At 49.0% G+C, this 20,702-nt stretch carries 18 protein-coding genes; 9 read left to right on the top strand and 9 right to left on the bottom strand.

All coding sequences use genetic code 11. The annotated features are described in order from the left end of the window. Nucleotides 1-56: 56 nt before the first annotated feature. A complete protein-coding gene (locus tag P0Y67_RS02575; protein WP_342390621.1) occupies nucleotides 57-974 on the bottom strand; it encodes an EamA family transporter in 918 nt (305 codons plus the stop codon). Nucleotides 975-1,093: 119 nt separating this feature from the next. Here P0Y67_RS02575 and P0Y67_RS02570 point away from each other — a divergent pair, with 119 nt between their 5' ends. The 5 genes from P0Y67_RS02570 to P0Y67_RS02550 all read left to right on the top strand — a co-directional run bounded on the left by P0Y67_RS02570 (nucleotide 1,094) and on the right by P0Y67_RS02550 (nucleotide 8,202). Beyond that, complete coding sequence (locus P0Y67_RS02570) at nucleotides 1,094-2,512, top strand: aminotransferase-like domain-containing protein (RefSeq protein WP_342390620.1); 1,419 nt, start codon at nucleotides 1,094-1,096, stop codon at nucleotides 2,510-2,512. A gap of 104 nt (nucleotides 2,513-2,616) precedes the next feature. Then, nucleotides 2,617-4,053, top strand: a complete 1,437-nt coding sequence (locus tag P0Y67_RS02565) for an ATP-binding protein (protein WP_342390619.1) — start codon at nucleotides 2,617-2,619, stop codon at nucleotides 4,051-4,053. After that, on the top strand, nucleotides 4,050-4,694 hold the full coding sequence (locus P0Y67_RS02560) for a response regulator transcription factor (protein WP_342390618.1): 645 nt from the start codon (nucleotides 4,050-4,052) through the stop codon (nucleotides 4,692-4,694). Before P0Y67_RS02565 ends, P0Y67_RS02560 begins: the two co-directional genes overlap by 4 nt. Before the next feature lie 3 nt (nucleotides 4,695-4,697). Further along, nucleotides 4,698-5,624, top strand: a complete 927-nt coding sequence (locus P0Y67_RS02555; protein WP_342390617.1) for a DUF2861 family protein — start codon at nucleotides 4,698-4,700, stop codon at nucleotides 5,622-5,624. A 196-nt stretch (nucleotides 5,625-5,820) separates the two neighbouring features. Beyond that, nucleotides 5,821-8,202, top strand: a complete 2,382-nt coding sequence (locus tag P0Y67_RS02550; protein ID WP_342390616.1) for a glycoside hydrolase — start codon at nucleotides 5,821-5,823, stop codon at nucleotides 8,200-8,202. Between the two features lie 65 nt (nucleotides 8,203-8,267). Here P0Y67_RS02550 and P0Y67_RS02545 read toward each other — a convergent pair whose 3' ends face one another. After that, nucleotides 8,268-9,188 carry a M14 family metallopeptidase gene (locus P0Y67_RS02545; RefSeq protein ID WP_342390615.1) on the bottom strand — a complete coding sequence of 307 codons (921 nt, stop codon included), beginning with the start codon at nucleotides 9,186-9,188 and terminating at the stop codon, nucleotides 8,268-8,270. 545 nt (nucleotides 9,189-9,733) lie between these two features. On the opposite strand from P0Y67_RS02545, the gene P0Y67_RS02540 reads away from it, so the two are divergent. Next, a complete protein-coding gene (locus P0Y67_RS02540; protein ID WP_342390614.1) occupies nucleotides 9,734-10,351 on the top strand; it encodes a glutathione S-transferase family protein in 618 nt (205 codons plus the stop codon). Between the two features lie 54 nt (nucleotides 10,352-10,405). Here P0Y67_RS02540 and P0Y67_RS02535 read toward each other — a convergent pair whose 3' ends face one another. Further along, the gene (locus P0Y67_RS02535; protein WP_342390613.1) at nucleotides 10,406-10,630 is read right to left on the bottom strand and encodes a hypothetical protein; all 225 of its coding nucleotides are present in this window, start codon (nucleotides 10,628-10,630) and stop codon (nucleotides 10,406-10,408) included. Between the two features lie 94 nt (nucleotides 10,631-10,724). Further along, on the bottom strand, nucleotides 10,725-12,143 hold the full coding sequence (locus P0Y67_RS02530; RefSeq protein WP_342390612.1) for an aminotransferase-like domain-containing protein: 1,419 nt from the start codon (nucleotides 12,141-12,143) through the stop codon (nucleotides 10,725-10,727). Nucleotides 12,144-12,440: 297 nt separating this feature from the next. Here P0Y67_RS02530 and P0Y67_RS02525 point away from each other — a divergent pair, with 297 nt between their 5' ends. Next, nucleotides 12,441-14,870, top strand: coding sequence for a metallophosphoesterase family protein (locus P0Y67_RS02525; RefSeq protein ID WP_342390611.1), 2,430 nt, complete (start codon nucleotides 12,441-12,443; stop codon nucleotides 14,868-14,870). Nucleotides 14,871-14,918: 48 nt separating this feature from the next. On the opposite strand, the gene P0Y67_RS02520 is transcribed toward P0Y67_RS02525, so the two are convergent. Then, nucleotides 14,919-15,551 carry a LysE family translocator gene (locus tag P0Y67_RS02520; RefSeq protein ID WP_342390610.1) on the bottom strand — a complete coding sequence of 211 codons (633 nt, stop codon included), beginning with the start codon at nucleotides 15,549-15,551 and terminating at the stop codon, nucleotides 14,919-14,921. Nucleotides 15,552-15,567: 16 nt separating this feature from the next. Further along, nucleotides 15,568-15,996, bottom strand: a complete 429-nt coding sequence (locus P0Y67_RS02515; RefSeq protein WP_342390609.1) for a DUF2000 domain-containing protein — start codon at nucleotides 15,994-15,996, stop codon at nucleotides 15,568-15,570. 326 nt (nucleotides 15,997-16,322) lie between these two features. Between P0Y67_RS02515 and P0Y67_RS02510 the strand changes: the two genes are divergently transcribed. Next, nucleotides 16,323-17,111 (top strand): hypothetical protein, encoded by a 789-nt coding sequence (locus P0Y67_RS02510; protein ID WP_342390608.1) that lies wholly within the window; start codon nucleotides 16,323-16,325, stop codon nucleotides 17,109-17,111. A gap of 110 nt (nucleotides 17,112-17,221) precedes the next feature. On the opposite strand, the gene P0Y67_RS02505 is transcribed toward P0Y67_RS02510, so the two are convergent. The 3 genes from P0Y67_RS02505 to P0Y67_RS02495 all read right to left on the bottom strand — a co-directional run bounded on the left by P0Y67_RS02505 (nucleotide 17,222) and on the right by P0Y67_RS02495 (nucleotide 18,657). Continuing rightward, nucleotides 17,222-17,635, bottom strand: a complete 414-nt coding sequence (locus P0Y67_RS02505; protein ID WP_342390607.1) for a cupin domain-containing protein — start codon at nucleotides 17,633-17,635, stop codon at nucleotides 17,222-17,224. Between the two features lie 101 nt (nucleotides 17,636-17,736). Then, the gene (locus P0Y67_RS02500; protein ID WP_342390606.1) at nucleotides 17,737-18,201 is read right to left on the bottom strand and encodes a DUF3291 domain-containing protein; all 465 of its coding nucleotides are present in this window, start codon (nucleotides 18,199-18,201) and stop codon (nucleotides 17,737-17,739) included. 105 nt (nucleotides 18,202-18,306) lie between these two features. After that, nucleotides 18,307-18,657 (bottom strand): GlpM family protein, encoded by a 351-nt coding sequence (locus P0Y67_RS02495; protein ID WP_342390605.1) that lies wholly within the window; start codon nucleotides 18,655-18,657, stop codon nucleotides 18,307-18,309. Between the two features lie 544 nt (nucleotides 18,658-19,201). Between P0Y67_RS02495 and P0Y67_RS02490 the strand changes: the two genes are divergently transcribed. Next, entirely contained in the window at nucleotides 19,202-20,662 is a 1,461-nt protein-coding gene (locus tag P0Y67_RS02490; RefSeq protein ID WP_342390604.1) for an aerolysin family beta-barrel pore-forming toxin, read from the top strand. The last annotated feature ends 40 nt before the right edge of the window (nucleotides 20,663-20,702 follow it).

The raw sequence follows: 20,702 nt of genomic DNA, 5'->3' as shown, positions 1-20,702 counted from the left end.
GAGGCACTTATTCAGGCTGATACGAAAAGCCACCTGTTATCAGGTGGCTTAGACAATCAGACTTTCTGATCAGAGACTTTCCTTACACGCCATTGAGCCAGTCTGGCAGCCAAAAAGGTGTTACCGGGTTTGAGCAGAATAATGAATACACCCGCCAGAATCATGGCTGCAGATATGACCTGTAAAGCACCGACATGCTCACCGTAAAAGAGATAGCCGCCGAGCAAGCCGAATACTGACACCATCAGATTGACCGGTGCGACCGTACTGAGCGGATACTTCACCAGCATACGATTCCATACCCAGTAGCCAAATACCGTGGTCGGATAGGCCTGAAATAGGACTGAGAAAGTGGTGTAGCCATTCCAGCTGTTAATCGTGGTGGTGATGATATCTGTACCATTTAGCGAGAGTGCAAAGAGCAGCAATGGCAGAGGCGCAAATGCCATGCCCCAGATACTGAAGGCAAAGGGTTGTCGGGTGCCTGATTTCTTCACCAGGGTGCTGACCAGGCTCCAGGACAATGCTGATATCATCACTAAAGCCACACCTTTTATTGTTATGGTGCCGTCAGTGGCCATCAGGGATAAAGCCAACCCGGTAAACGCAAACAGGGCGCCAATGACTTTGTGTATTGTGAATCTGTCGCGAAAAACCAGATAACCAATGAACAGACCAAAAATGACATTGGTCTGCAGTAACACTGATGTCATTCCCGCAGACAGTCCGGCGGTGATTGACCAGGATGCCATGCCCCATACACCCAATCCAAACAGCACACCGTAACTCACCAGGTAACGCCAGGCGACATCCGGTTTACGAACAAAGAAGATCAGTGGCATTGTCGCGAGTGTGAATCGAATTGCAGTCATCAGCAGAGGATCAGCCTGACTGACGCCCAGTTTGATCACAGAGAAATTGATGCCCCAAATGAACATCACGAATAAGCCCAGGCAGGCATCTTTAAATGTCATACGTTGTACTCCATTGTTGATTTAATCAACATTGTGGATTTCTTTCGCAGAAAGGTGCAGATACAATTTCTAACAATAAAAAGAGCACAGTTTATGATTCAAGCAGGAAAGGGTACGCCATGAGGTATAAACAATTAGCCGAGCAGTATATTGCCGATATTCAATCAGGTCTGCTGGCTGCTCAAGTCCGCATGCCCTCATTGCGCCAGTTTGCACAATTACATCAGGTAAGCATGACCACTACCTTGAATTGTTATCAGCATCTGGAATCTCAGGGCTGGATTGTCGCTAAACCGCAATCCGGGTATTACGTAGCACAGCGCTCAACCCTGCGCTTACCGGATCTGGCGCAGTTTGAAAGTCAGCTGGCATTGGCGTCTGACTATTCGCTGGACAAGGGAAATACGCCTGACAGTCAGTTCGCCGGTCCGCTGGGTTATTCCCGCTTTGAAGTCACTCATAAACTGACCAGTCAGATGGAACAGAGCTTCCGGCGTACTAACCGGCGCCTTGGTGAAAGGTTGAACTTTTACCCAACCCGGCAGGGTGAGGCTATGTTGCGCAGTGTCTTGTCTGCACATTTTGCGAATTACAGTTTTCATTTCGCCGCTGAGCAATTGGCCATCACAAACGGCTGCATGGATGCCATACGCACGGCCATTGAAGTCTGTACTCAACCTGACGATGCCATTGCTGTCAGCTCGCCATGTTTCAACGGACTGTTAACCTTATTGCGGGAAATGTCGCGCAATATCGTGGAGATTCCGTCTGTGGACAGCGGCATAGATCTGGATCAGTTAGAGCATCATATGCAGCAGGGGACGGTTCAAGCCGGTCTCTTTTGTACGACTCATATGAATCCTCAGGGTATTACGATGTCACCGTCACAAAAGCAGCGACTGGCAGAGATGGCTTCCCGTTATGAAGTTCCTGTGATTGAAGATGATGTGTACATGGAATTACCCCACGGCAATACAGTGCCGTTACCTGCAAAATATTACGATAAAAGTGGCTATATACTCTGGTGCGGTTCTGTATCCAAAACATTGGCTGCCAGCTATCGTCTTGGCTGGTGTTTGCCGGGGCGTTATCTGAATCAGTATCTGAGCAAACATGCGGCAGGCTGCTTTGGTGTATCGCTGCCGATACAGTTGGCCGTCGCTGATTTTATCGATAGTGGCCAGTATGCGCGTCATTTGAAAACACAAAGGTTTGATTTGTTGCTCCATAAGCGGCGCTACCGAGAATATTTGCAGCAGCATCTGCCGGAAACCGTTCGCATCAGTGATCCTGCTGGTGGGTTAGTACTTTGGTTACAGATACCAGGCATGGATGAGGCAAAAATTAAGTCTTTGCTGATTGAGGCTAAGCTGGATATCAGGCTGGGTGAGTGTTTCACTTTGCGGGATCTGTACCGGGACAGCCTGCGGATTAATATCGGCTACGCGCTGCCCGAACCGGGAGAGCCGGATAACGCAGCCAAATGCGCGCTGGACACATTGATTGCAGTGGTTAACAGGGCAATCACTGACGAATAACCACATGGAACGGCGCTTATAACATGCCAAACAGTGACATTGCGGAGACAATGTCACGACAAGCATTGTGTATGATCGCGCATTATTTTTTCTGAGAGAGTTAAATGGTCAGGAATGCATTGCTTCCGCTGTTATTAGTGGCCTTGCCTGTATGCGGGCAGCCGGAAACATATCTGGCCCATCAACAATGGCAGGCATTTTCTGATCGTATTGCGACAGTGCAGGGCGAGGCTCAAATCAGCCAGCAGTCGTTGAATCAGTATCCCCAGGAATTGCTGTTACCTGTCAGCCAGTACCCAGATTTAAAACGGTTCAGCTGGGCGCAGATAGAAAGACTTTATCACATTCATAACCACTGCTCTGAAGACGACAATGTGTTGAGTGACAGTGCGGATTGGCGCAGAGCGGTGCAATTTGAACTGATCTTGTGCCGCGACGGTAAACTTCCATCGCAATGGAGTCAGCACCTGTCCGAGAGACACCCAGCCGGCGGCAGCTATGCAGACAGGTATGTGAACTACCTGAAAGATCATCATGAAGAAAGCGACGCGAATGCATTTCTTCAACAGCATGCCAACAGCCTGACTCTTGCCCATCCGCTGCATCCGTTACACGGTATATTCGCCGCACTTTCCGATACGGGTCAGTCGGGCATTCTGGGCGGCTCGCGGTATTTTCTGACGAAAAGTGGCCGCTTGTGGCGCAACACTCTGACTGGCATTGATGTGTTAAGCCCGGAGCAATGGCAACCGATAGCAGACAAGGCGGGTATCAGGATCACCCGCTCTACTGACCAGATCAGCGAGAGTTGTCGCTTTCAGTACAGTAACTTATGTATTGAGCCTCGTCGTACCAATGTGCTTTGGTGGCAGGGCGGCATGCTTATTTTGCTGGTCATTATTCTGGGGCTGATTTTCAGGCTGGGGCTGGAGCGACGACGGGAAATGAAAGAGCGACAGTTTATCCTGCAATTGCTGACGCACGAATTGCGAACACCCATTACCAGCCTTGGTTTTACGGTGGAGCAGTTCAGAGATGAATATGATCACTTGAACGAGCAAAGTCAGCATGCGTTTTACCGGCTGCTGGGCGACTACCAGCGTCTCTACCGGCTGACAGAAACCAGCAAAGGGTTTCTCAGTGGACGCCGGGAAGAAGGGCTTGATAAGCAAGACGCTCAGTTTTCAGAGTGGCTGGAGAGCATAGCCAGCCAGTATGACTTGCACTGCCATATCGATGGAGATCGTAGGGTGTCGCTGCCTTATTACTGGCTGGGCGTGTGCTTGGATAATCTTCTGCGCAATGCCGTTTTACATGGCAAACCGCCGATATACCTTGATGCCCAAATCTCTGACAGCCTGCTTATTGAGGTGAGGGATCAGGGAGCATCGCCTGCGCGCTGGGAAAAGTGGTTACTTACTGATAAAGGGGACGGTATGGGGATTGGGCTGATGATAGTCAACCGCATCATGCGCCGGATTGGCGGGCGCTTGACGCATTTACGGCATCCAACCAGGTACATTCTGGAGCTGCCACTATGAGCCGGGTTTTGCTGGTTGAGGACGATGTGTTGCTGGGTGAAGGTCTTTCGATGTATCTGAGCAAAAACGGTTATCGCTGTGATTGGGTCAAAAAAATATCGGATGTGGAACAACATTGGATTAAGGCCGATCTGGTCGTACTGGACCGCCAGTTACCTGAAGGTGACAGTGTGAAATGGCTGCCTGGCTGGCTGTCAGTGAAAGCACTACCGGTGATCATTTTAACGGCGAAAACCGATGTCGATCACCGTATTGAAGGGTTAAGTGCCGGCGCGAAAGATTATGTCATCAAACCGTTTTCACATCAGGAGCTGCTGGCCCGGATTCAGGCGCAACTTCGCCCGTTAGGGGAGGTTGAGATCCAATATAGCAACCTTGTGGTGAACCTGTCTTATCAGACTGTCATGATGGATCAGCAAAATATCCCACTAAAACCTAAAGAATTTCAGCTGCTTGCGTTGCTTGTTCAGAATCCGGGACGGGTTTATCACCGGGATGAACTTTTGAATAAGGTGTGGGGGTATCAGGCATTTCCCTCTACCCGGACAGTCGACAATCATGTTCTGCATTTGCGGCAGAAATTTCCTTCTTTGGCAATCGATACAGTCCGCAGCGTTGGCTACCGGTTAAGAAAGGAGTAATCCGTGCGATTTTTTAGCACTAAAGCCATGGTATTTTCCCTGTTGCTTGCCGCTTCTGTATGTCGTCCTGCATTAGCCTCTGATCAGGTGCAGACCGACAGTACCGCAGCCGGTGGCTGGTTTATGCCCACGCCACTACAGCGGGTTTATCAGGCTCTGGCCGATCACAATATGCTGCTGGCGTGGCAGGAGTTACAGCTAGTTCTGCAGCAGAGGACAGAACCGGTTGCCCCGGACTTATGGCAACCTGTTTTTCAGCAGCTGATTAATCAGTCAGATTGTGGACGCAGGCTGACTGAGTATCCGGGAACACTATCAGATTGGGTTGACCAGCCCCGTATTTCGCTGTCAATGCAAGATAAAGTGAATCTCAGCCAGAGGGTGTATCAGCTTAAACTCTCGATTGATGGCGCCGGACATGCAATGGAAGTGAGCCTGACGGATTCGCGGGGCAACCAATGGCTCTCGGGGGCAACTTCAACGCCAGAAGCGGGCTATAGCGAACTGGAAAGCCGGGAATGGTTTCAATCCGTGCCTGACGGTTACTATCAGTTGAATATTGGGGAGAAACATTATTCGTTGATCCTGACTTCACTGAAGGAAACAGCAAGGGCACCAGCGATTGAGTTACAGCGGGCAGAAAAGAATACTGGCGGGGTTTTCGTGTTTTCACCGGATCTCTATGCAAATCGAAATGCCTGTCAGAGGCAGAGATTGCAGTGGCAATGGTTTGACAGTGACTATCAGCTGGCAGCACCTGCTGAAAACATAACATTGGATGCCAAGGGGCATGGCGTGCCGCCCCGTGACAGGCCTGATAATGCGAATTGGCTAAGTGCGGTAGTGGCAGACAGTTATTTTCAAGGGGCGATTAAAATTGAAAACGTGCATCGGCTGACAGTGCCTGTCAGGTACATGCTGACAGACTAATCACTCATCCTGTCCATCTGGGCGAATGAAGACATAGGGGTGACAATTTGGTGTCCGGTACCAGGTGTAATACCCGTGTTTATTAACCCAAGGTATTAGGATGAAGAACCCCATGTTATTGAAAGCTGCTCCTGTGAGGGGCCAGCGAGCGCACTTGCAGCCATGTAAAGCGATATTACTTTCAGCTATTTTGCTAATGCCTGTTGGCAAAGTGGCTGCCGACACTATTTCACTGCGTGACAACCATCAGCGAGTCGAGATTGATCCCGAATCGCTCGCTATTACCTGGCATACCGACAGCCTGATTTACGATCTGAACCAGGCGGGTGCCAGGGTAAATAACGAAAAGCAAAGTGTCAGCCAACGGCAGATTTCTCAGCGTGATGAAGCGTCATGGCTGTGGCAACCCAGCAATATCAGGGTGACAGCGCAATTAGAATCAGACGATCTTAAGCTCCAGTTTCAGCTGCTTTCCGGTGCCAGTATCACTCGCAGTCACCCCATGGTGTTGAACTGGTTTGATTTGCCGGAAACATCCACTACCGAGCTGTTGTTACCGTTTAATGAAGGGATCAGAGTGCCTGTTAATCACAGGCTTTGGGCGAGGTATTTACAGGATGAATATTCAGGCAGTAATTCCACGCAGGATCTTAAAATGCCGTTCTGGACTCAGAAAGTCCGGCAACGGGCTGACAGTCAGCTGAACGCAGACAACGAAAATGAGCTTGATTATCCGGCCAGATATTTTTCTTATCTGTTAGTCAATCCATTTAACAATGCCTTGGCATTCAAAGAGGTAACGGCAAAGGCGGCTGAAACCTCACCTGCTGTTGATATGGTCTCCAGCCACGCTTTTACCCCTCTGAACTGGAATCAGCCTTTTCAGGTCTTGATCCATAGCGGGCAAGACAGGCTGTCTGGCGCCATCCGTTACCGGCGCTGGCGAGACGAGCAGGGCGAGAGAGAAAGCTTGCGGGATAAGGCTGCCCGCAATCCGGATGTCAGCAAAATCATCGGCGCGAGCCATGTGTACTTGTTCGGTAGTGACGGTATCTCGCAAAGTGATGTGACCGACTGGACTGGGTTGCTGAAATGGTACTTTCATCAGTCAGAACTAAGTGCCTTCGCGAGCCGTGAAGCCCAGACACAATTGCTGCCACTGGCAACAGCTAATCAGCCTGCCAGCTTGGATCGCTATCAACAACGCCTTTTGGTCGAGGCTGTTAATCACTCTTTGTCCGCGCTTTTTCCTTTTAGCGAAGATGTGGGGCCATGGGAGCAAATTACCGGCCAGTTTGCTGCGATTCAAAAAAGGAAAGCGTATTTAGCAAATTATGCGGCGCCATTTCTGATTGCTCCTGACAAATGGGGACAAAGCCTGTCTTCGCCTGTACTTGAAACACTCAAGCAAGCAGGACTGCAGAAATTGTGGCTGGGGCTGGACAACTGGTTACCCGCTTTTTATCAGCCAGAGGTGATTGAACAGGCAAAGGCGGCGGGATATCTGGTCGCGACTTATGATTCTTATAATACGGCTATTTATAAAACGGATAACGAGAGCTGGTTAACAGCGCACATCCCAGAAGCAATCAGAACGCGTTGCGCTATTGAACGCGCCGATGGGCAGCATCAGGCGGGGTTTCGCGGGCAAGGTAATTACCTCAACCCCGGCTGTGAAACTGATTATGCCAAACAGCGCATCTCACGCATTCTTGAGCTGGGGCAGTTTAACAGCCTGTTTCTGGACGTTGATGCAACAGGTATGGTGCGTGAAGATTATTCCGAGAAAAGCCGCTTGGCTGCATCCGGGAATGAAAGTGCTGCGACCGGCGGTATGTCCGAGCGGGCAATGGCGCAGGCCTTCAACGACCGACTAGAGTGGGTGAGCGGGCAAGGGGTGCTGCTGGGCTCGGAAGATGGCAACAGTATCACCACCCAAAGTGTGGTGTTTGCGCATGGCATGGAAACCACAGGATTTGGCTGGACGGATAAAGAAATGAAGCATAACCGTCAGTCACACTATTACCTTGGCGCCTGGTACCCGGATAATAAGCCGGCGTTCTTTTTTAAGCCGGCAACAGTGAAGGAGCCGTACCGAACCCTGTTCTTCTCGCCGGCTTTTAAAGTGCCCTTATACCAGGCGGTGTTTCATGATGAGCTGATCAATAACCATCACTGGCATATGGATAGCCTGAAGTTTTCTGATGTGAAAGGCATCCGGGATCTGACCAGCATGCTGTATAACACGCCGCCCATGGTGCATTTAACCCGTGATGAAGCAGCCTCTGCGACTTCACCCAGAATCAAAGCATTACAAGATTACCAGCAGGGATTTATGCCATTGCATCAGGCACTTTGGGATAAGGCATTAGTGGGATTTGACTGGCTGAATAGTGATGGCTCATTGCAAAGAACAAGATTCAGCGATGGCACGCAGATAGTGGCAAATTTCAGCCATAATGTGACTCAAGTTCGCTTAGACAGCCAGCTTGTGACATTGCCCGCCATGAGTATCCGGGCAGTGATATCGCAGGCTAACGGTAAGCCTTCTGAGGTTATTACCTGGCAATCTCAGTGAATCACTGTGAGCGCGTCGAATATTGTGGCAGCCGAACGGGCTGCCACACAGGCTGGATCAGCAGATTATTGCTGTTTCAGAATATACTCCAGTGCCCCTACAATCGCCGCGACTTGCGCGTTGTTGCATTCGCTTGGCGTGACGAGTGGGCTGTCCGGATACACTTCCGTGGTGGAGCTGTACTGACAGTCTGACAGACCGGCACACAGGCCGAGTTTCTTCAGCGGATAATCAATCACGCCTTCCTGAGAAACCGGAGAACCTATGATGTTTCCTTCGTCATCAGGCGGGGCTATATGGGTGACTTTACGCACTTCATCTATGATGGCTTTCTGGAAGGCATCATGAGGATTGTCGGTGTCGCCCACCACGTAAAAACCGTCAGGAATGCTGCCGGGTTTGTAGTCAATACCATCACGTGCCGCTAAAGCCGGGCGGAATTCGGTTTCGTCGGTATCTGTGGTTTCATGCAGATCGATGTGAGCCAGGATCTCTGCGCCTTGATCTTTAACCATTTTCATCAGCGCCGCCGATTCTTCCGCCGGGCTGTTGTCGTAAAAGGAACGGTTCGGATCGATCGCATGCGGGTTCCAGCGGTTAATGGTCTCGTAACCCCAGGGGCTGACACAAGGGGCAACCAGAATATTGAAATACTGGCTATAGTGCTGCGCTTTTTCATCGACAAATTGCAGCGCGCCATGAACACCGCTGGTCTCATAGCCATGCACGCCACCTGTGACCAGAATGGTCGGCTTTTGCGCATTCCAGTGACGGGATTTGATGACGAACAGCGGGTACTTTTCTGTGTCATACGACAGAGCGCCATACTGAGCGACATCAAAGCGATCTTTCAGCGCGTCGATCTTAGTGACCACTTCGTCCAGATAGGAACGTTTGATGGTGAGCCGGGCCAGCCACTCTGCCTTTTCTTTCATGGTCCATTTCTGGCCAGGAGTGCCAATCGGGTAGATACGCTTACTGCTCATAGCTGTCCTTATTTAATGATGTGTTTTCAGGCGTCAGAAGCTTACTCCTCCTGAAGCGCGTGTTCAATCATCTGGCTGCGGAAGATATTTTTCATTGAGAACAACAGCTAAATCATTCATCCGGTGCTTTTGCGGCAGTCAGTATTGACATAAATATAGCTGGAACCCCAGTGCATTGCCGTACCGGAGAGAAGAGACAGAAAAGGAGAGTGGGCAGGGCAGGACTGGAGTGAAAAAAAGCCCCTGCAAGTCAGGGGCAAACGTACACATGCATTTCCCAAAAACATGGAGAGCTCCACTTTATCTTGTGTGACAAAAAGCGGCTTGATGCAGATCAATCGAATCCGCTTATCTGCATTTTGTGTCCTCTCGGTTCAAATGATTATCGTCGGACCGTGTCGGTGCGTTAATGGATCTGGTTTATCAATTTTCAAAAGGAGTCATGGTGACTGACACAGTAATGGTTTAGTCTGAGCAATGTTTACAGTTCAAGTGTTTAATAAACAGACTGTTAAGTTCAATCGGACCAATGAGGCAACAGCATTATGATCACATTGCATCACCTGAATAAATCACGATCCAAGCGGATTATCTGGTTGCTGGAAGAGCTGGGGGTGGACTATCAGATCGTCCCTTACCAACGTGACAGCGCAACATTTCTTGCGCCGCCAGAGCTGAAAGCGGTTCATCCCTTGGGTAAGTCTCCGGTGATTGAGGATGATGGATTGATTGTCACTGAATCCGGGGCTATTACGGAATACCTGATTGACAAGTATGGCAAGGGTAAATTGGCACCTGAGCGTGGCACGGCAGATTATGTTGCCTATCTGCAATGGATACATTTTGCGGAAAGTTCGGCCATTCTTCCTTTGTTGTTGAAGATGTTCGTCGACAAAGACGGTTGTGAAACTAACTTTCTTGCCGGTTATGCCGAAGGGGAAATTGCCAAGGTCATGGCGTATGTCGATCAGTCATTGGCCGGCAAACGTTATCTGGTGGGGGATTCGCTGACAGGGGCCGATATCATGATGTCATTCATCGTGGAAATCCTGCACACCAGTGGCGCACTCGCGCATTTCCCTCACATTGCAGCCTATGCGCAGCAGTTGGTGACCCATCCGTCGTACCTGAAATCGAACGAGATCGAAGCCGCCCATGACTAACGCCGGCTGACAAACTGCGCTCCCCTGAACCAATACAGGGGAGCGCAGTGTTATTTAATCAGCCGAAGTGTTTTTCTTATCAATGTTTGCTGCCCGGCGAACGGCTGCCACGCCCAGCCCGATGAGCAGAAAGGGGATGGCTGCTGCAGTCGCCTCAGCCCAGGCAGAATAAGCGATATCTTTCATCAAAACGAAATGGCCTAACACGACCAGGAAGACGCAGACAATGGCGATATAAATGAATTTGACTTCGTCTTTAACCTTAGTAGTTCTTTCCATGCTGTGACCCTTTAGCTAGCGAGAGTCACTATTTCATCACAGCCGAGGTTTTTCCTGTTGATACAGTTGGTGCACTATTTTACCGAACAGTAGTTTATGGCGGCACTTTGCCATTGAGACACGCTTTAGCCAGCTGGCCGAGAGTCGCTATCGCAGCCAGGTTTGCATCATTCATCTCGTACGAATAGTTGAGCCTGATATGCCTGACATCGTCTTGCCGGCCGTTAAATAACGTCCCGGGTGCCACTGCAATGCGTTTCTCAAGGGCTTGCTCATAAAATGCGTGACTGTCGAACGGAGCTGGAAACGTCAGCCACAAGAAGTAGCCCCCTGCGGGATCTGTCACAGTCGCACTGCTCGGAAAATAGCGCCGTATCGCGTGTATCATGGCGCTTTTTCTGTCTTGCAATGTACTGCGCAGCTTGCGCAAATGGTTGTCATACCCGCCATGAAGCAGGTAATGGCTGATCCCGAGCTGTACCGGCACACTGCTGGATATGGTCGATAAAAATTGCTGTTTCTGAATGGCTTCGCTGTGTTTTCCTGCCACGACCCAGCCGATACGGAATCCCGGTGACAGGCACTTGGAGAATGAACCACACAGCAGCACCTGATCCTGCTGATCGAAAACTTTGGCCGGTACCGGTTTTTCCGCTGAAAAATACAGTTCTGCGTACACATCGTCTTCAACCAGAAAGACGTTATGCCGACTGAGAATGTGCACTAATTCCTGTTTTCGCTTCTGGCTGAGAGAGTAGCCAAGCGGGTGCTGGATATTGGTCATCAGCCAGCAGGCTTTTATCGGATAAGTCGATAATTTTTCAGCTAAGTCAATCAGATCCAGGCCGCCGTCAGCACTGGCTTTTATTTCTACCGGTATCAGCTTCAGCCGCTCTATTGCCTGAAGTGCCCCGTAAAATGTGGTCGATTCAACCGCGACATAATCACCAGGCTGAGTGGCAAACTGTAAGCTGAGATTCAGTGCATCCAAGCCGCCGGAGGTGATCACTATGTCATCCGGTCCAACCTGCAGTCCTTGCTGTACATACCTTTGCGCAATGATCCGGCGCAGATCATGGTTGCCGGGCGGCAGGTGCGTTAATGCACTTCTGTTGTCCATCTTGCGCGATGCACTGGACAGGCTGCGGACCAGTTCCTGCTGCGGAAACAAACTGGAGTCGGGAAACGCCGAGCTGAAAGGCACGATATCGCTGTCTTTAGTGCGCTGAAAGACATCAAACAGTAAATCATTAATGTTGACCGGCGCCTGAAGAGGTTCCGGCAGCGAAGTGGTCAGCGCCTGAATGTTAGGTGCGACAAAATACCCGGACTGCGGTTTAGCCACCAGCCATCCTTCACTTTCCAGCAATTGATACGCCTGCAACACAGTCGCCGTACCGTAGCCGGTTTGGTGGCTGCTCGCTCGCACAGACGGCACTTTTTCGCCGGAACGCCAAATCTGTTGGCGGATTTGTTGCCTGAGATCATTAGCAAGTGATTGATATTTAGTCATTTGGTTAGCTGCACCGAGTCGAAGTTCAGAACATATCATGCCAAAACGGTAAAGCAAGCCAGTTTGTCGCTTCCTGAGCTGAGACACATTGCTCAATGTGAGCCCGTCAACAAAAAGATCCAGGCAGTGAAGTCGGCGACAGTACAAAGGCTAAGATCAATATTTCATTGTCAACAAACTGATAGATAAGTGTCATCCATATTTAGATTCTCTGTCATACAGACCATTTAGCATCATCGACTGAAAGCTGGACTAGTCCAGTTTACTTCATGGAATAGAGAAAAATAAGGATTAAACATGTCGATCAAAAACAGGCATTTGGCCAGTATTACGGCTATCTTGCTGACAAGTACCTTGCTAGCGGGTTGTAATGAGAGCACTGAAGCCGCTAAGGAAGATGAAAATGGCAGTGGTGGTGTAGGCCAGATTGGGAAGGAGCTGGCTATTCCGCCTCCAACTGCATTAACACCGGTGACGTTTACTATTCACCCGTATCTGCAGCAACCTACAGCCAATAGCATGGCTGTGTTGTTTGAAACGGAAGACACGTCCCCGACGGTTTGGGTCAGACCGGCAGAGACGCAAGATGAATTTACTGTTGTTGAGCCTGTTGCCGTGGACAGCACGCATTTATACAGCGCGGCAATCAAGGGATTAAGCACAGATACGCGTTACGAGTATTACGTGGTCAGTGGCGATGGCAGCCCGTCAGGCGTGTCGGCTGTTTCTGAGCGTTATGTGTTCAAAACCTATCCGGCGGCCGGGACAACACCCGCCCCTTTTAATGTGGTTGCCATCAGTGACACACAAAATAACAGCACCCTGGGGGCGCTGAACGATCTCATTACCAAAGGCATTATTCCAACTGTGTGTCATAGTCAGCCGGAGCAATGTGCGTCAGAGATTGCGGCGATTACGATTTCCGGCGACATAGTCAACAGCGGCGACAGCATGTTGCAGTGGCGTCGTGATTTTTTCGACCAGATGAAAGCCATCACCCCTTATGTTCCGCTGGTGGCCGTTCCCGGTAATCATGATTTTTACGGTAATCCTGAGCTGACCAATTACCGTCATTTCTTCCAGCAACCTGAAAATGGCTCGGCAGGTTATGAAGAACAATGGTATGCACTGGATTACGGCAACTTACGTTTGGTCGGGTTGAACAGTTATCCGATTTCCAAGAACCACGGTAAATTTAACGCGGAGATTCTGGGGATACAGCGCCAGTGGCTGCGCGAGTTGTTGATCAACACCCAGGCGGATAATAACGTCGATTATGTCCTGAGTATGTTCCATCATCCGTGCCTGTCTGAACTCTGGCTCTCGGGCGAAAGTATCGGCAGTTGCGAGATGGTGGCTGAGATGGAAGATTTTTCCCGATCAAGCGGCAAGATAACTGGCCATTTATTTGGGCATACCCACGCGTATTCCCGCGGGCAATCCATGGATACCCGGCACCTTTGGCTTAATGCCGCAACCGCAGCGGGCTATCGCGAAAAAATCAATGATGATAACTACTACCAGACAGATACCCGCGATTACGATACCTTTGCCATCAGTCAGAGTGAGTTCGGGTTTAACCTGCTGACGTTCAATCAGCAGAGTTCACCTTCCATGCAGCTGACTCGCTACACTGCCACTGTGGCCTCGAAAGGGGGCGGTTTTGCCAGCCTGGATGATACCTTTACTGTGTCCGATACCCTGACCATGAAAGCCAGTCCGGCTGTGCCAGAGGCGCCACAAGTTCTGGCCGGTAACGGTAATCACGCTTTCAATCAGTTGAATCTGGCGATAAGCCATCCTGATCCTGGCGCCATTTATGAAGTGCAATGGCAACTGAGCAAAGCCAGTCAGTTTGATTCAGAGGTTTTTGATATCTGGGGGAATCAAACCCGGGCGCACAACATCTGGCCGATGCAGGATGGCAGTATTCAGGGGATGCCGACAGATACGCAGGCGGGCGTTGATCTGACTACAATCAATCTGGCTGATTTTTCAGGCCAGCTGAAAATGGGCAATGATGAAACCTACAAATGGCAGAAACGATCGTCAGAACATTCCCATGATTCGTACCGTGACCCGTTCAACGGCAGCTCGGCACCTGTACTGACGTTATTCCCGGGAGATACCTGGTACTGGCGTGCCAGAGTGCGTAATGACAATCTGGGCTGGTCTGACTGGAGTGACACGGCGACATTAGCCATTGATGCCGGAACGACAACCGCATTACCTATTCAGAATGGCGGCGCGGAAGCGCAGGATCTTTCAAATTGGACAGTCGAGCAGGGCTACTGGCGAGTGCTGCAGGATATCGACAATATCACGGCCGCAGAAGGGGACTATTACTTCAGCGCCCGCCCGAATGATTCCGCTGCTGGTAACGCTGCCTATGATGATCTGAGCCAAACATTGGATGTCAGTACCTTCAGCAGTGTGATTGATCAGTCTTCCGCATTCGTTCGGCTCAGTTTTCACAGCAATGGCTGGGGCGACGGCGATCATGCCGTAGTGACGCTACAACCTATGGACAATAACGGAAACACCATTGGTCAGCCGACTGTGGTTAAAACCGAGAGTAAGAAACAAGCGTGGCTGAATAATGCCTCAACTCTGTTGTTACCAGTGGCGACCCGGGAGGTGAAACTGACACTGCGCGCAGTGAAAAAAGCAGGCAGCATGGCAGATGTTCATATTGATCATGTGCAGCTCTCACTGACCACGCCTTAACGTCACTCAAAAGGCTGATTAAAACATAACGGCATCTTGATGATGCCGTTATAGATCGGCTGACGTTGACATCAGCAACTTAGCGCCGAATAAACCCAGCAGAGTGCCAGCAACACGACAAAATCCTTTTCTGGCTTTGAGATACAAGCTTTGCGCGCGTTCTGTTGAAAGCAGCACGGCGACTATGGCATACCAGCCAAAGTTTGTCAGGAAAACACCCAGGCTTAAAAAGATTGGTGTGAGTGAGGGCACCTCTGCGGGCAGTAAAGCGGCAAATACACTGCTGAAAACCATGGCAGTTTTAGGGTTACTGAGCTGAGTTGTTAAGCCGAAGATAAAGGATGAATGCACACTTTTCGTTTTAACCGTCGTTATGGATTGAACGCTTGGTTGATCCCCTTGCTTCCAGATACGCAATGCCAACACGCACAGATATAAGCCACCCAGTAGTTTAAAGGTCAGATACAGCTCAGGCACTGTTTTGAATAATGCCACTAAGCCAAATGACGCAAGCAAGGCAAAGATAAGAGCGCCAGTTCCCATTCCCAGTGCGACAGAAAACGCCTGCCTTCTGGATGCAGACATGGCCGTTTGAGCCACGAGCAGAAAAGAGGGGCCGGGCGTCATTGCGCCCAGTGTCAGCAAGGTCAGAATAGGTAAAAGGAACACGTACGATTGCATTTTTCCTGCTCCAGGTTCAGCGGTACAAACTGAATTTACCGGTAAAGGATTTCAGCGTCTCTGTGTCACCGAACAGGCAGATCCCCAGGTATTCTAATTCACTTTCCGGGGTCTCCTTGGTCTGGGCTTGCTGAGCAATGGATCCACCCTCAGTCATGGTGTGTGTGAAATCGGTAAAAGCAACTTTATGCCGGATGGCTTCCTCTCTGACTTTGCGGATTTTGTTCGAGTTATCTGCTTTCAGAACAATAAACGGAAAATGAGACAGACTCGGATGGCAGTTGCCATCAGCATCATAATAATCAATGTATTCAGTTCCTTGCTGATTAACCAGATGAGAGAGTCCGGTACTCAGGTGTCCCAGTACATTCAGTGTTCGTCCTGCATCCATTTTTTTACTTAATATTGCAATAAAGCGCTTTTGATCTTCGTCTGGCAAGCTCATTGATGCGTTTCCTTATGCTCTCAATATTTCTCAGCAAGGTTTAGGCTGTTTCTCTGTTTCGCAACAAGAAAAACAATATGCATATCTGCTGATGAAGCGTCAACCCAATAGCAGACAATTGTTGGAAGCGCAGGAAAATGCTGTGCGGTAACAGCAAGATGCAGAATTGAATCTCTATGCTAGTTTTATTCTTATCTGTTTACTTTTGTTCTCATCACTGTAAGAAAAAGTAGCCTTAGTGGCAGACGGTATGTCAGTGCATTGGTGTCCCGGAGTTTGTCAGACATCATTTGTCTTATATTAGCAATCGGCTAAAAGGAAATGGTATGAAATTCAAGTGGTTGAAATCTTGGGTGGCATTGGGCGGTATACTGCACGCCGGTGGGGTACTTGCCGCAGATAGCTCTGCCGCTCAAGCGAATAACCCTCTGGCAAACATGACAGCGCTTAATTTTCAAAATTACTACATTGGAGAGGTCACTGAATCTGACGAGTATGCGAATCAGTTTTGGGTACGCTTCGCCAAGCCGTTTTCCGTCGGTGAAACAAACTGGATCATGCGCGCGTCTTTGCCCGTAAACACTTACCCGACAACGCCTACCGGTGGTCATCAAACCGGTATGGGTGATTTCAATGTTTTTGCCGCATACCTGATGGATACGGGGAATCCCGCGGTGAGTTTCGGTATTGGACCTCAGCTTACGGCTCCCACAGCAACTGAAGACGAATTGGGTAGTGAAAAGTGGTCTGCCGGTTTGGCAAACGTGTTGTTTAACGCCAGTTCGCCTGTGTTCCAGTACGGCTATTTACTTACCTGGCAGGGCAGTTTTGCCGGAGAAGATGCGCGGCAGGATGTCAATGCCGCCGCTTTTCAGCCGTTCGCCTTTTATCAATTGGGTGGCGGAACCTATCTGAGAGCTGCGCCAATCTGGGTCTATAACTTTGAGAACGACAGTTATAGCGTGCCATTGGGAATAGGTGCGGGTCAGGTCATTAAAAAAGGCAACACAGTGTATAACCTCTTTGTCGAGCCGCAGTTTTCGGTAGCTGATGATGGTCCTGGCTATCCGGACTGGCAGGTTTTTCTCGGGCTTAACATGCAGTTTCTTAACTAAGTGCTTTGTTATCGGTGAATCAATCTGTGAGTTTCGAGGTGGAATAGTGACGATAGCAGGGCACTCATTGAGTGCCCTGGTTTATTCGCGAGATTTTAGCTGTCATGCTGTCATGCTGTCATGCTGTCATGCTGTCTGTGCTGGGTGTCTTCACCGGCGGTGATAAACAGCATGCGCGCCGAGTGTGCTATTTTCGCTGTGTGCCATACGCCTTTAGGTACAAACACGTATGATCCTGGGGACTCCAACCTGACCTCGTGTATCCCTTCCGGCATTTCCAATTGAAATGTTGCCGATCCGGATAGCAGTATGACAATTTCATCGCCTTGGGGGTGTGCTTCGCTACCAGACCAGTCGGAGCTGAAATCGTGCAAGCTGACCAGATATTGATGATGAAAATCACCAAGCTCACCGGCCATTAACCGTGGCCAGAAAGTGTCATTCATCTCAAGAAGCTCAATGCTTGCATCGTCTTTCAGTCGGATAGAGCTGCTGGCGAGGTGTTGCGGCTGTTTTCGCGTCATGTTGAATCCTTTCTTTCTGCATGCGTATCAAAACGGTGGGAACACATGCAAAAAAGATAGCAGACATTTATGATGCGTCCTGAGATGCGTCCTGAAAGTCATCAGGCTTCAAGCTCATACGCCAGCGCATCGTCGGGCGTAAAATTGCTCTTAAACGTAAAAGCAAATGGGCTGTCACCCTTATCTCTCAGGTAATTAAGGCGTTCTTTGGCTTCTGTAATGGTCGGGATATGATCATCTTCTACCCACCACAGCACATAAGTATCTTCCGCTGAACGATGAAACCACTCAGCCTTACGACGCATGAAGTCGCGGTGATGGGTCCTAAACATAAAGTTTTTTAGCGTATCCACCGATTCCCAGACAGACATGTTGATTATCATATTGGGGTCGTCGAATGCGTGAATACTGGTTGCATCGCCGGATTCATCCTGAAGCCGCCATATGAAGCCTTCGCTGCTTTCAGCAATGGCATTCACAGGATCCAGGTTATCGGCAAAATCTTTAATTTCAGGTGCATCCATTGGGTATTTAGCAAGGGCGATGTTCAGTTGCGCTAGTTTCATGCTTCTTCCTTGAAAATGGTTAGCCAATACTGGGCGTTTGTCTTTGATGCTGCTCGTAATTCAACCACATCAACAGTATGTTGAATAGTGATAAGGCATTCGCTGTCAGGCGATGCCGGTATACAAGCGGCTCCAGCCAAGCAACAGGGCAGCAGCGAAACCGACCCACACCAGAGTTGCCAGACCTAGTGTCCAGAATAAGCTAAACCGATAACTGAAGTAGTACACGGCTACCAGATAAGCGGCATAGGGAACTAATGAATACAGACTGAACAGAGCGGTCACTCTCAAATCCGGCATGGTGCGCTCTGTGCCAATAATATAGTGGGCAATTAAGGCAAAAGTTGGAAATAAGGGCACCAAACCTGCAATGAAAAAACTTTTACTTTTGGAAAGTATCGCAATCAGCAGTACAGCCAGCGCCCCCAGCAGACACTTAAGAAACAGGGATACCATTGAAATCAATCCATCAAAAAAAGAGATTATAAGCGAGAGAAATAAAAATACTGTGAACAGTATTTTGTATTTACCACTAGAGTAAATATTCTACAACTGAGGCTTGAAGCTGGACAGCCAGACGGTATAGATATTTTTATTACATTATTATCTATGTTTTTTAATCGATACAAAGTGATGCATCGCTAAAATAGTAATGGAAGGTCAAAGCTTTTATTGTTAATAACAGCTTGTCACTGAAAGCAGGTTTCAATTTTTGATATCGATTACATCGTTGCTTTTATTTTTATCATGTTGTTTTTGATGGTTTTTTGTTTTTGGCTTGATGAGGTGTCATATCTCCTAATATAGCGATGTACTGATATGTTATTTGTCTTTTTTATTCCGGATATTTAATTGGGTGAATAAAGAGAGGAATAAAAATAAGTCATTGACTTTTTATTAAATGCATTGATATAACGGCGTTGCATATGAGCGCGATATTTTTATTAGCTACATATGATTTTGCATTGATGCAAACCAGCATTTTTATAAGAAGGTCTCAATGAAAAAACAAATAACGCCTTTATTAATTTTATTACCTTTTGGTCATATAGCGTCCGCTGCTGCACTGGAAACCAGTGCGTTTTATCCGGAGGAAGTCGAAATTCATTACAATCTCGGTCCTGAAATCTGTAAAGCCGACTTCCGGCCAGTCACGCGTTCAGAAGCACTGCGTTTTCGAGATTCGATCATGAATAAAATCGGAAAGTGGTCTTATGTGACTTTAGCCGATGGCTGGGTCATTATGGGGCCCGGTTACATGGGTGAAATTAAACAGGGAACCGCCAGCCATACCGCTTGTTATCCTCTTAATGCAGACACAAACATTTTATCTTTCCCTGCTATTTCCATTGATGAAGGCTCTAAAGAGCGAGTTGAATGGACATTGCTCAATGATCAGGACGGTTTTGTAAAACCTGCCGCGTATCTGGCTCACCATATGGGTTATGCCTGGGTGGGTGGTCCGAAAGGAAGCCAGGTTGGCGATGACATGAGAGTCTGGTGGGACAGTAACGAAAGCGCCTGGAAGATTCGGGGTAATGATGGCCCGTGTGACGGATACCGTTGTCAGGATATGACCACCATTAAGGCGAAAAACTTTGCATACACCATGGATCCGGCCTCATTTAAAATCGACGGTTCTATCGTGAATTCAAATAGTCAGCTGGTGAATACGATCTCCTCGACGGCGGTCAATAAAACCAGCATTCAGCAGCAATACGTCATTGATATCAGTTACAACACGTCAACCAGCTGGTCACAGAGTAATGATTACAGCTTCAGTGAAAGTATCGCAGTTTCCAGCACGTTCAAAAGTCCTGATGTCACAGGTGGCGTAGACAAATCGATTTCAGTCACTTTCGGCGCTACTCAGGCATGGGGAAGCACCAGTAGCGGTGAAGAAAGTAACAGAGTAACGATTCAGGCAAGACCGGTTGTACCGGCCAATAGCGCACTGAAAGTGCTGCTGAACGTGTACCGGGCTGATATCTCTTATCCTTACGTCTTTGACGCGGACGTATCGTATGAGCTGGGCTTTGATGGTTTCATGCGCTGGTCGGGCAACGGATTGCTGTGGCACCCGGAAGACAGACCCGATTTTAATACCAGCTTTGCTATTGGCCGCTTTGCCGGCAATGAAAAGAGTCTGGAATTCCAGTGGGATCACCGTGATATTACGGGCATGAACAAAACCTGGGACTGGAACTGGATCGCGCAAACGGCGGGTTCTTATGACACCCGTTATTGGTTAGGCAAAGTACTGGCGCCGAAGAAAGCACGCGTTAAAGGCCAGTTTTACGCCGAAGATCAGTTCACCGGCGAGCTGTATTTTGAAGAGATTGCTCTTCCTCAGGGTGACTCAAATACGGCCTCAATGGAAAAAAGCATTCAGGATCAACTTGAAGATGCCGGCTTGAAAGATGTTCAGGTCTCTGTCAGAAAAGCCAATACCGGGGTGTAACGCTCTGTAGCTAGAAGAAAAAAACCGGAAACCACAAAGG

The sequence above is a fragment of the Photobacterium sp. SP02 genome, from assembly GCF_038519165.1.
GTDB classification, from domain to species: Bacteria; Pseudomonadota; Gammaproteobacteria; order Enterobacterales; family Vibrionaceae; genus Photobacterium; species Photobacterium halotolerans.
Note: the sequence above shows the minus strand (reverse complement) of the source record. Positions and strands in the feature narration are given on the sequence as shown.